Annotated in this window: 10 protein-coding genes; 2 read left to right on the forward strand and 8 right to left on the reverse strand. The window is 31.4% G+C overall.

What is annotated here, in order from left to right; translation table 11 throughout:
• Nucleotides 1-133 precede the first annotated feature (133 nt).
• On the forward strand, nucleotides 134-1,945 hold the full coding sequence (locus V1503_RS06765; RefSeq protein ID WP_410629399.1) for a sensor histidine kinase: 1,812 nt from the start codon (nucleotides 134-136) through the stop codon (nucleotides 1,943-1,945).
• Nucleotides 1,946-2,151: 206 nt separating this feature from the next.
• Entirely contained in the window at nucleotides 2,152-3,762 is a 1,611-nt protein-coding gene (locus tag V1503_RS06770; protein ID WP_410625765.1) for a response regulator, read from the forward strand.
• A 300-nt stretch (nucleotides 3,763-4,062) separates the two neighbouring features.
• On the opposite strand, the gene V1503_RS06775 is transcribed toward V1503_RS06770, so the two are convergent.
• The 8 genes from V1503_RS06775 to V1503_RS06810 form a co-directional block, all read right to left on the reverse strand.
• Nucleotides 4,063-4,701: a DUF2306 domain-containing protein gene (locus V1503_RS06775; RefSeq protein ID WP_410625767.1), complete on the reverse strand. Its 639-nt coding sequence runs from the start codon at nucleotides 4,699-4,701 to the stop codon at nucleotides 4,063-4,065.
• Between the two features lie 147 nt (nucleotides 4,702-4,848).
• A complete protein-coding gene (locus tag V1503_RS06780) occupies nucleotides 4,849-5,589 on the reverse strand; it encodes a toast rack family protein (RefSeq protein ID WP_214480541.1) in 741 nt (246 codons plus the stop codon).
• A 572-nt stretch (nucleotides 5,590-6,161) separates the two neighbouring features.
• Entirely contained in the window at nucleotides 6,162-6,845 is a 684-nt protein-coding gene (locus V1503_RS06785) for an ABC transporter permease (protein WP_410625769.1), read from the reverse strand.
• A gap of 57 nt (nucleotides 6,846-6,902) precedes the next feature.
• A complete protein-coding gene (locus V1503_RS06790) occupies nucleotides 6,903-7,826 on the reverse strand; it encodes an ABC transporter ATP-binding protein (protein WP_410625771.1) in 924 nt (307 codons plus the stop codon).
• Between the two features lie 95 nt (nucleotides 7,827-7,921).
• Entirely contained in the window at nucleotides 7,922-8,857 is a 936-nt protein-coding gene (locus V1503_RS06795) for a sensor histidine kinase (RefSeq protein WP_410625773.1), read from the reverse strand.
• A 1-nt stretch (nucleotide 8,858) separates the two neighbouring features.
• Nucleotides 8,859-9,557 (reverse strand): response regulator transcription factor, encoded by a 699-nt coding sequence (locus V1503_RS06800; RefSeq protein ID WP_410625775.1) that lies wholly within the window; start codon nucleotides 9,555-9,557, stop codon nucleotides 8,859-8,861.
• A gap of 564 nt (nucleotides 9,558-10,121) precedes the next feature.
• Nucleotides 10,122-11,405, reverse strand: coding sequence for a S41 family peptidase (locus V1503_RS06805; RefSeq protein WP_410625777.1), 1,284 nt, complete (start codon nucleotides 11,403-11,405; stop codon nucleotides 10,122-10,124).
• Nucleotides 11,406-11,419: 14 nt separating this feature from the next.
• Nucleotides 11,420-12,337: a hypothetical protein gene (locus tag V1503_RS06810; protein WP_410625779.1), complete on the reverse strand. Its 918-nt coding sequence runs from the start codon at nucleotides 12,335-12,337 to the stop codon at nucleotides 11,420-11,422.
• Nucleotides 12,338-13,317: the final 980 nt, after the last annotated feature.

The following is a 13,317-nucleotide window of genomic DNA, read 5'->3' on the forward strand; positions in this document are numbered from 1 at the left end:
ATCATAAAAAATTTCAAAATTAATGTTAATGCGTCATATTTTAGATAGCGTTTTCATTTTTCATAATTTCTATTGTACTTATAAATTTAGTTTCTACTTTCGTGATATGATAGGGTATACAAAATTGATTAAGGTGATGAGAATGATTCCATCTAAGCTTTTATTTTGGTATATTAACCTCCCCATACGACATAAATTACTCGTTTGGTTTGTACCATTAATTCTTACAACTGTAGCGATAACAGGCTTCATATCTTATCAAATTGCAGCAAAGCAAGTATTTAGCAAAATTGATCAAAACCAAGATAACCTACTAAAAAAAAGTATTGACCAATTTGATCTCATTGCTCAAGATGTGAATGATTTTACAAACTACCTTTTTTTATCATCTTCCGTACAAGATTATTTGAGTTCAAATAGCCCCAATACTAACCTAAGGCAACAAATGAATGAATCATTATCAAAAATATTAGTAACGAGACCAAACATTCATTCTCTTATTGTTTATGATATAAATAGTCTAAATCCATTTGAGCAGCCATTGACAATTAATCAAGGAAAGATAAGTGCAGAATCATATGAGTTCTTCCGTCACACAATAATATATGACAAAGCAAAGAAACAAGACGGTGATTCAATTTGGTATTTAGCTAACTCTGAAAATAGCTTATTTATAGGAGATAACCAATTTAAACTTCTTAATGTAAGAATGATTAAAAATATTTATGATTTAAACCCTGAGGGATTCGTCGTAACTGGAATTAACGAAAAATTCTTACGAAAAAAATATATGTCTTTAGAAGACCCAGAAACAGAGATGCTAGTAATGAATAATGATGGCCAAATTTTAACTGCAACAAATCAAGATTGGGTTGGTAGTTACTACTTTGATATACCCCCTTTTCAAACTAGTAAACATGTAATAGAAGAAATGCCTAGAAAATATACGACAGACGATTGGATCATTAGTCATGATCAATCTCTATTAACCGAATGGCGTGTTGTCATCATTCAATCAAAAAAGACCGTATTACTTGAGCTTAATCAGATTCGATTAATTACAGTAATTGCGATCATTTTGTGCTTTATCGGCGGTAGTATAGTTTCGTGGTTTGCGGCTTTTAGACTAACTAGTCCACTTAAGAAGCTTATAAGGTCGATGAGAAAACTAGAAAATGGAGATTTCTCGCAAAGTGTGAAATTTGTTGGAAATGATGAAATAGGACAACTAGGACAAGGCTACGACAATATGGTTCATAGAATAAAAAAATTAATAGATGACGTATATTTCTCTAAAATCCAACAGCGAGAAGCAGAGTTAAAAACATTACAAGCTCAAATAAATCCCCATTTTTTATATAACACACTTAATACAATATGCTGGACTGCTCAAAGGAAAGGGGAACCTGAGATTGCTAATATGGCATACGCTCTATCAAGTGTTTTTAGACTAAGTCTTAATAATGGAAAAGACTCAATTACAATTAGACAAGAAATTGAACTAGTAAAAAATTATTTGTACATACAAGAACAGCGCTTCAAACCAAAATTAACATATGAGATTGACATAGTCCCTGAAGTACTAGACATTGAAATACCCAAATTGTTAATACAACCATTTATAGAAAATGCAATTCTTCATGGTATAGAGCCTAATAACGAAAGTGGCTACATTAAAGTTCAAATTAGCCACCATCATGACACATGCCTCATTGAAGTAACAGATAATGGTGTAGGAATGAACGAGAAGACAGTATTAGAATTAAATCGCTCATTAAAATCCTATCAATTTAATAGCACTAACGAAAAACAAGATAGAAGCTATGCAATTTTAAATATAAAAGAGAGATTGAAACTATTGTATGATGAACAAGCTACCTTAACTTTCCATAGTGTTAAAGGACGAGGAACCAGAGTAGAACTTCGTCTACCACTAGAAAAATAATTATACTTGACCAATACCGGACAAGCATTGAAATATAGTTTTTATTATGGATTTTTTCATATATATATATATTGTTGTTTAACGCACGAAAATCTTATTTTAAAATGATTACAGTCATATAATTACTCATCTTCCTCTTCTAATATAAAAATACAAAGAAATATAATAATGAGAAACTAAACGACTTAGGAAGGAGAAAGTTCAATATGTTTAAACTATTAATTGTTGAAGATGAAATAACCATTCGAGAAGGTATGGAAGAAATGATTAATTGGCAACAATACGGAATTGAGGTATGTGGTATTTGTGAAGATGGCTTAACAGGCTATCAAACATTCCTAGCTACAAAACCTGATATTTTATTAACAGATATACGGATGCCCCAAATGAATGGCTTAGAACTTATTGAAAAAGCACAAGAAACTGGATATGATTTTTTAGCCATTCTACTTTCCGGCTACAATGAGTTTAGTTATGCACAAGAAGGTATTAGGTTAGGTGCTCACGATTACCTGCTTAAACCCTGCCTCCCAAATGACATCTTAAATGCAGTTTTAACAGCCAAGGAAAAGCTAGAAACAGCAAGAGAGTCAAAGGTTGTTAAAAAGACTTGGGATAAACATTTACCTACATTAAAATGGCAAAAGCTTTCAAGTTGGCTAAAAAGTGCTGATCTTAAATATAAAAAACATTTAGACGATATTGAGGAACTAAGGATATCATTGCTGGATGCTAATATACAAGTCGGTGTAATTAAAATTCACTATCCAACTACACATAATACTAGTAAACAAAAGGACAATCATTATTTTCAAACTGTCCTTGACATAACCAATAAGTTTATTAGTGATTTTTATAATAATAATTATATAGAAGTTTTCCAACATAATTATGAAATTGTATGGTGTGCCAATGTAACAACGTCTTATAATGAGCAACGTCTTAATGAACACTTAACTAGCATGGTGCTCCATATTAATGAAGCAATTGAATACTCAATCAGTATAGGTGTGGGGTCTATACAACCAAGCATTAACCTTCTCCATTTGTCATACAAAGAAGCATTAAATGTCATTGAATATCAATTTTATGAAGAAGCAAGTGACTCTTTCCTTTATTCACAATTGGCTCAAAGAGCAGCAAGCACTCTTAATGAACCAACTTTTCACACTAAGGCTATTGCTGAGCAAGAAGAAAAGATATTACGTTACTTAGAACAAGAAGAATTTAACTTAGCAAATGATCAGTTATATAGTTGGCTGCATCAACTTAGCCAAAATTCAACAACCTCGAGAAAAAACCTTAACATGATAGCAACAGCTTTTATCCTAGAGCTGGGAAAACTATTACATCGAAAAAACATTCAAAGTAATGAATGGATTCAAAACCAGCCATATCAAATAGACTTAATAACAAAATCAGAATCATTTAATGAATTAGTCAATCTTGTTCAAGAAAATGTGAATATTATTATTTCTTTAATTAAAAGCCAAGTACCTATTCACAAAACTGTAAAAGCAGCTTTAGAAATAATTCATGAAAAATATCATGAAAATATCACACTGGATTGGCTCGCAAAAGAAGTCTTTGTATCTACGACTTACCTTAGTTCACTTTTCAAGCAAGAGCTCGGGATAAACTTCTTAGACTACTTACACAACTTTCGTATCAATAAGTCTAAGCCTTTGTTAAAGGATGGGTTGAAGGTTTATGCAGTAGCAAAACTTGTTGGCTACCAAGATGAACGTCACTTTAGCAGCACATTTAAAAAACGGGTTGGACAAACCCCTTCAGAATACCAGCGAAAGGTGGGATAAACGATAACAAGAAGTATATAATTTATTATCCGTATTTTGCTTTATAGACACTTTAAAGAAAGTATGTGTATTTATAGTGAACGTACAAAAATGAAAAAAGCTCTTCAGCTAAAAATAAAGGCTCTTTTCATAAAGTTTGCTGCTATGTTTCAATAAAATTAGAACAGCATGATGTGGTTTTATACGGGTTTCCTCATTGCCCATAAATCATGATGTCACGAATGCTAATTGCTTACCGGTTTATTCCTAGTCCGGTAAATAATATTCTAAGCGATAGCTACTTAAATAAAAGTTCACAAATTAAAGTTTAAGAGCATTGTCATGAAAGGCTTGTGACCTCATAACTAGTTCTACAACAATCAGATTAGGAACCCAACATAACCACGAGATTATTTGATAGCTAATATGAAACGAAGCCTCACCAAAGATCAGTATAAATATTGGTAACCATATTCGTAGCATCACTGCTGCAAATGTCAGTGCATAGTTTCTCATCATCCATTTGCGATGTAAATCTATTTTTTGCTCTTTAATCATTTTTAGAGCAATTAAGCCAGATAATAACCAGCTTACAGCTAACAATCCAAAGCCAACCTGTGCTATCAAGCCCCCTGTTGCGTAAAATGCTAACAATAAACCTGAAATACCACCAATGAAAACACTAAGGAGATAAACTTTGCCCATCATTTTGTGAACATTAATATTTCTTTTCCTGAACCTTTCAGATAAAAGAAATGGACCAAGTAGCAAGGAGCATAAACTACCGAAAACATGAACAAAGAGTGTCACATACCACATCTTACTTTGTGGTCCGTATTGTTCAATTTTATCACTTATAAAGCCTGAGGTTTCTACACCAAAAAAGCCGTATTGTAACAGTGCATAACTGCAAATTACAAGTGCCAATAAAAGTATCCCCCACCATCCCAAGCTCTTCACTCTCTACACTCCCATCCCTACGAAAAGGACCTTCTAAGGATTACTAGGTCAAAATCACTCTCTAAACGATATTTACACCGTTCAGAGAGAAGTGTTAATTCAATATAATTCTAAATATTTTTAATATTCAATATATATGACGCTACATTATTTTACTTCAAATGTAATTTCACCAATACCGACATCTGTATCAATATCTATTATCACATCAGCATTTTCAAAGGCATCATTTACATAGATTCCGTTACCATCAGAAATCAGTCCTTTGAAATTAGCAGATCCGATCCCCTTTTCTGAATGAACCCTTACTCCCACTTCATTAGGAAGCAGAATTGTTGTACTCCCTATACCAGCGTTAATACGGACATCAAAGCTCTTTTCCCAATCACCTCTTAAATCTAATGTCATATCACCAACACCAGTATCAATCTCTAAATTACTTAACAACAAACCACGTAAATCTAATTCAGTATCGGATACCCCAGCATCAACGTTAAGGTCTATTGGAACCTCATCCGATAATTTTAAATCCCAATTATTTTTAAAGCTACCTTTACCAGGAATATCAAAATTAAGATCGAAAAAGGAATTTTTACGGTTTTGGGTAATTTCTACCTTCCCAGTCTCTCTTCTCACATCATATGATACATCAGGTTTTAAATTTTTATCTTTGTATGCTATATTTCCTTCAACCCATTCATTTGCCCCTTCAGATACATGTATATCACCTACTCCAAAGGAAAGATTAACATCTAGTTCTTTCGCTTGATCTTTTTTTATCTCAATTGTTTCTTCTCTCTGAGTAGTTCCCCCGGTTGTCATACTAAACCCAAATGCAGCAATTAATAACGTACCGATTACAATACCTACAAGTGTAATTTTCCTCATTGAAAATTTCCCCCTTTTAGTTAGCTAATATTTATCATACTGGAGATTCCCGTTACCATTAACGCTCTTGAGCTCTAATTGTTGCTAAGACCTGAGGCTTAGAAGATGGATCTTTCCTACTAAGGGATTACCCAATACAGACTAATATTGAACGTTCAAGTAAACTTAAGCACTTAATATCAGGGAACCCTTGTCTATTTGTTGCTATTGAGACTAATTTAGGACAGCAACAACTAAATCCATGCATTGAACTCAAGTGACATGAGCAAAGATTTGCCACAAATGCTTTGTTTATATGTATTTATTTCTTAGTTCGAAAAGCAACAATCAATACGAAAACAACCACTACAACACATCCTCATTTTCTATATTTCTCATAGATACATAAGCAACCACTACTCCTATAGCACACAGAGCCAATGATATGACAATAATGGAAAATAAAAGAAAACCATCATTAAAATAAATTTATGCATTGAACTCATGCTACATGAGCAAAGATATCACGAATGCTTGGGTTATACGTATTTATTTTTTAATACGAAAAGCAACAATCAATGTGAAAACAGCCATTACAAAACATCTTCATTTTCTATATTTCTTATCGATACGTAAGCAACCCCTACCCCTATAGCACATAGAGCCAATGGTATGATGATAATGGAACTTAAGGAAAAGCCACCATTATTTGAATTAAGTATTGAAATAATTATTATGGAGGAAACAATCGTTGCTGGTACTGATTTTTTCTTCATACCAAAATAAAGCGGAATTAAGCAAATGCCTGAAGCTGCAACGGCTTGAAGCGCCATTCTACTAAACTGATTTACAATTAAATCCGTCGTCAAAATATCTGGGATATAATGATTATATGACTCAAGTATAATAAAAATAGTAGCTATAATTATATTAGATAACAATATTGTAAAAAAAGTAAATCCGCTAATCATGATCAGCTTCGAAAATATCAATTTTTTTCTGTTAATAGGATAAGTAAATAGGACAGAAATTGTTTTATTTTTATATTCATCAATAATTAATTTAGCAATAAGAACTGCAGCAAAGATTACAAAGGTAATTCTAACAAACGTATCAATTATTAAAAATAGCTCATTATAATCTGGGATAAAGTTGTCTTTTTCTATATAATAAATCATAGCAAAAAAAAGTGTTATTGAAATATTCGCTATAATTACTCCTCTCATAATTCCTTTAAAATTATGTTTCTTTAATTCTAATTTCATTAAATTTAGCATCATATCCACCTCTCATCGTTATACCTTTATTCTTCCTCAGTTCTTACCTCATTCAGTTTAAGCAATCTTCCCATCCTCATTAATCATTTTTAAGAAATATTCCTCTAGTGTATTGTTTTTCTTTGTAATAGATTCAATGGCGACATCTTTTAAAATTAGCGCTTTGGAAATTTCACTTTGCGAAATTTTTGAATCATAAATTCTTATACATTTTTCATCGATTATCTTAAAATTGGATATGCTAAGCGTATGTTCTAAAACAAAAACAGCCCTTTTACAATCTGTTACTATCATTTCGATAAACTCAGTATTTAATTGTCTAACATTATCCATTGAAAGCTCCTCAATTAATTTTCCGTCCTTAATGATGCCAATTGTATCAGCAATTTGTTCAATTTCTCCTAATATATGACTCGAAATGAGTAACGTAATACCGTACTCCTTGCTTAACATTTTGAATAAATCTCTTAGCTCCTTTATACCAACAGGATCAAGTCCATTTATCGGTTCATCTAAGATTAATAACTCCGGTTTTGTAATAATCGCTCGTGCTATCCCAAGCCTTTGTTTCATACCTAGCGAAAAATGTTTAACCAATTTGTCGTCTACATTTTTTAAATTTACAAGTTGCAACGCATGATTTATAGAACTTTTATCGTGATATCCCATATACTCACAGTGCAACTCCAAATTCTCCTTTGCTGTAAGCTTTTCATAAAAAATGGGATACTCAATAATACTTCCCAATCTCTTTAAAATTTCGTAAGATGTGTTCGTTAATTTCTCACCAAAGATCTCTATTTCACCACTCGTTGGCTTAAATAAATTTGTTATCATCTTCATAATTGTTGTTTTACCAGCCCCATTAGGCCCTAAAAAACCATAAATTTCACCTTTTTTTACTTTCATGTTTACATTAGAAATTATTTCTTTACCTTCTATTACTTTAGTCAACTGGTTAGTTTTCAAAATAAAAGTCATGTTCATTCCCCTTTCTTAAAGCTTCTATGTCATATCATACCCATCATAATTTTCTTTTTTATCTCTTATTTCTTACAAAAATCTTAAGATTGCGATCATAATGTTAATCTGTTTAATTTAAAGCAAAAACTTGTTTTTTCATGTGGAATACTATGTAAAGTTATTTCCCCTGATAATTCTTCAATCAGTCTCTTCGTAATTGTAAGTCCAAGTCCACTCCCTTGAAACTGTTTATTTCTTGAATCGTCAAGGGTAAACAACCGTTCAAATACTAGGTCTTTATGCAATTCGTGAATCCCTTTCCCTTTATCCCAAACTTCTACGTATACGTACTCAGGATCGTTCGATAAGTTAATTCCAATTGTCTTTCCATCGCTCCCATATTGAATCGCATTCGAAATTAAATTGTTTAATATTCTATCAAGAGCTTCTTCATTTGCTAGTGAAAAAATCGTATTTTCAGGTATATCTATAACAACTTCGAAACCTTCTGCTGTTAAAATATCATAAAAGCTCAATATGTTTTTTTTACAAATCTCATTCATATTCACTCTAGTCAAAGCTATTTCTTTATCCCCTGACTCCAGCTTTGCTAAATCGAAAAATTTATTAATGAGTTCAGATACTTCAATCGTTTTGTTATGTATTTTCGTTAATAATCTATTTCTTTCTTCCATGCTTATATTTGGATTTTGAATGATCGTTTCAATATAACCTAACACGACAGTCAATGGTGTTTTTAAGTCGTGAGAAATATTTGAAAGCATTTTCTTCATTGATATTTCTAATTTAGTGAAATCAGAAATCACTTGTTGATTCTTATTCAATAGCCGATTGATTTCAATTAACAGCATTTGTAGCTCATTATGACTTGTGACAAGTAATAACTTTTCACTAGAATCTTGTGTAATAACGTTGCTTAGCTTCTTATAGATATACGTTATATCATTATCTCGATTACGCATCGATTTATATTGTACGAAAATAACAATTGTTAATAGACCTATTACCATAAGCAAGAAAAAAGTCATTTCAAACGTCCCCTAACTTATAGCCAATGCCCCATAAAGTTTTAATATAAATAGGCGAAGAAGGGTTCTCTTCAATTTTTTCTCGCAACCTTCTCATATGTACATTAATGATATTCTCATCTCCAAGATAACCATCATCCCATATCAATTGATAAATCTGTTCTTTAGTAAAAACTCTATTCGGATGTGAAATAAATAACTTTAAAATATGAAATTCTTTTGAAGTTAGCTTAATTTCCTTCCCATCCTTACTAACTGAAAAATTATTAAGGTCAACTTTAAGTCCATTATATTTCACTATCTTCGCTTCATTAGTTTCCCTATTTTGCGAATATTGTTTAGCGCGCCTTATTGCTGCTTGAACACGAGCGGACAACTCTATCATTGAAAATGGCTTTGCAATATAGTCATCTGCACCAAAACCTAAACCTAATGCTTTATCAACATCACTGTCCTTAGCTGACATGATTAAAATTGGGATCGTACTTTTTTCTCTGATTAACTTTAATAAATCTATACCATTAAGTTGTGGAAGCATAATGTCTAATAAAATCAAATCAAATTCGTTATTTATTAGTATTCTTTCAGCTTCCCTTCCATCATAAGCAGTCGTTATCAAATACCCTTCTTTTGTCAAATATTCTTCAACCATTTCACTAATTGATAGATCATCCTCTACAACTAAAACTTTTGCTTCCATAACCCATTCACCCTTTTCTTAAAAATGCATAGTCACAAAATCTGTTTTTATTGTTGTTAAACTAATAGCCTTTACTAACATTACTAGATATAAATTAATAAATCCTTTATTATTAGTATGTTTTATGGAATTTTACAGCTCTAATATGTTATTATTTTACACATTTAATATGTAATTTAAATTATATTTTCATAGACTTCAGTATGTAAAAATAATGCTCACTTCTCAACAATTGATTACGATATAAAAAATGAATCATTTAGGAGATGGTTGTATGGTATTTATCTATGTTACCAACATAGATAATTCTACTGATTCCATTATTGATGTAAAAGCTCATAGCTTCATAGCGACCATATATGATGTATAAGGCCAAAGTATAATTTCATTTGTCCCGAACTGGCTTGATATGGACCACATAAACAAAGACGCTTTTTAATATAAAAGCGTCTTAATGAATAACAATGACTATATTATGAATATAAGTTGTTATTATTAAATGAACTCTAAGGATCAATAATTGTTTTGTAATAGTCGTAAACCAGATCAAGCTTTCATTCCATTTTAATGAACGCTTGACTTCATTAAAATCTTTTGTGCTTCTTTTAAATCTATATCTTCAACAATATGTAACGGTGTCCAAGGAATATAAACATCAGGCTTAATGCCTACACCTGACATCCCCCTACCTTGATCAATTCTAGTTAACCTAGTAGTTGGATACCATAGTTCGAATAAATTATTCCATTTCATAACTGCGAGGCTAGAGTAATCATTTACACCTGCTGTAGGTCTGCCGATTACTGTGACCTTTGAAGACTTTTTACATAGTTCAACAAAAGAGTCACCTGAACTTCCACAATATACATCTGTAAGTATAATAATTTTATTTGGGGATTTTGAACCTGAAAAGATGGCTAATTGCTTTAAATCACTGAAATCAAACTTAACGACCCCTTTCCCTTGATGTTTTTCCCATTCATCACGTAAAACCGTAAGAGATTTCAACGCAATTGGATCTTTTGTCATTTTTATAGAGTTATTGATGCTATCGATACAAAGACGATAATTACGGTCAGTACAATGAAAATACATGTCATCTTCACTTTCATCAAAAAGGTTAATAACCCTATCTTCAAAAATGTACGGAAGTAATGAATAAAAGGAAGTATCACTCCCACCATGGTTTACTCTTACGTCAATTAATAGATTTTCACTATTTGCTATTTCTTCCGCATGCTCATTAATTAAGTTGGTGATCGCCTCTGGGTTATCAAAATCAGTAATAGTCATCAATAATGTACGGTGTTGTAGCTTTTCAATCGTATATGTTGGAATATAAGAAGTTTGCTCATATTTTGTTAGTCCAACAGTTTTTTTCACTCCTTCATGATCGATTAGCTCGCAATATTCATATTGATTTATTACTGCGTTCCAGTCCTGTCTTTCTGGATTGGGTGATTTTAAATTTCTTTCGTGTATTTTTGCTAATTTAGGAATTGATATATTGTCGATTGAAATAATTCTTTGTCCTTTTTCTATACTTGTTTCTTTACCAACTGAAGTGATGTACAAAAAATCATTATATCTCCTAACTTTAAAACCGCTTTCATACCTTTTTCCTTCGCTGCTATTTAATAATCGAAATTTTATATGATGGTCTTTAAAATCAATTAAATAGTCTTTAGCAATTTCAACAAATTGTTGTGGATTTAAAGAACTGTCCTCCTCTAGACTCTTAACCTTAGAAAGGTAATTATTTGGATGATCCCATCCTCGTTTATCAACACACCCTGAATAATCATGCTGCATAATAGAAACAATTTCGTTAAAAATTTTATAATACATTAGGTATCCTCCAATTACCTTTGAAATGTTATGAGCGTCGGCGAAGGTGAAAACGGAAAAAAACTTGCCATTGCTACGGAATATGGATCAGTATTATCGATTTCAGCTTCAATTGCTTTATATGCTCTAGTTTTTGCGAAGTTAATTTGATGAGCCGTCAGTAGTAAAATTAAGTTTTCATCTATACCATTCTTTGTTCCACGCCAGCCAAATTCAAGTTTATTCATATCATCTGAATAGTGTAAAAGCGAAAATGCCAATACATTACTTTTATATACTATAATATAACTACCTTCTAAAAAGGTGTCCTCGTTATATATTAATTGTTCCCATTTATTTAAGTCATGAACACCTAATGGGTTGATAGTATGTGTTGATTCATACGTCTTTTTTATAAGCATAACAATTTCTTCTTTAAGTTCGTTGTTACAGCTAATATCCGAAAGGCTCACTACCGAGTATTCAACATGTTTAAGCTGTAATTCGTTTACAATCACTGACAAATCAGCTACTGATGAAAGATCTAATAAACTGTTATAGGTTCTTCTAACTTCTCTGAAACCCGTTGATTCATAGAAATTCTTAAGCTTAAGCGAGGTTTCCCAAATTGATGTTTGTAAAGGAAGCATATCGTCACAATAGTACTGAAGTTGTTCAAGTAATTTATGCAAGTCAACAATATATAATGGCTTAGCAGCTATAGAGATGTACGTACAGTATGGATGGAATACCGATTTCCAAGCTACTGCCATCCCTACTAAATTCTTATTATATAAAACAGAGATGGAACATATTTTCATGGTACTCTTGAACCCTCTTAAGAAATACTCCTTTGACTGTTCATCATCTCCAAAGCAAGAACGCAGTAATTCTTTCATTTGTTTTTCTGACTGAAAACTGTTTATGTCATATTCTAATCTATTATCTATCATAAAATTTCCATACCCTTAGTATAAATATTTGACCACAATATACTCATTTCAATTACCTACGCTTTATTGTCTTTAACATATTAATATGTGACTTTATTGGTTTTCTAGATAATTTTATTATTTAATATTTATACCCCCAATCCATATTTATCCTGTTTTTATATATTTTATTAGTTTACGAACACTTATGCTACTAGAATAAATAACAAAAAACATTTAATTGTCAACTTTTCACTATGACTACGATTAGAGGTAGATTGCTCTTAGGCTTTGACTTGGTGTTCATATCAATCATTCAGACTCATTTTTATGTTTATTGAAGAAATTATTTTATGTAGTTTACCTAATCTATCAGTAATAAAAAATCTGTTGTGAAAATCATGACAATTTTTTATCTCTTGACCGAACACCTTAGTATCTACACAAGTACTTCATTATATTGCTTGTAATTTTATTATCTTTTACTCAGCTTAGCGTTTATTATAAAGAATCAACTACTTACATGCTGTAATATGAGTGACAGACCATTTCTTTAATTATTGATAACATATATTTTTATACATTAATTCGGTGTATTGAAAATCCTTCTTCATTCTGACGGGATCTAGAAACTTAACTTTGTTGCTACTTCTACTAAACTTTGACAATATGATGAGTTTTATGAGAACTCAATCATTGTAAAAGTAGCAAAGATGCCACGAAAACAACCTATTATTAAAAGTAACAATGAATGCGAAACCAAGCTTCATCACAAAAAAATAATCTGTCTTTTTTAGAGTGGTTTCCCACCAATTAGTGTACTTTGTCCTAGAATATCATCGAGATAAAATTGGAATATATCCACGATACTGCTTCTTCATTCTATATGTTATGATTGACAGAAGAAACTACAGAAAAAAACCTATATAATTAGGCTGTTTATTTACAATTGAAAACAATAGCAATCTAGACTCCTATTTAGTATTATGAGTCGAGGTAAT

Source organism: Nanhaiella sioensis (assembly GCF_046557775.1).
Taxonomy (GTDB): domain Bacteria; phylum Bacillota; class Bacilli; order Bacillales; family SM2101; genus Nanhaiella; species Nanhaiella sioensis.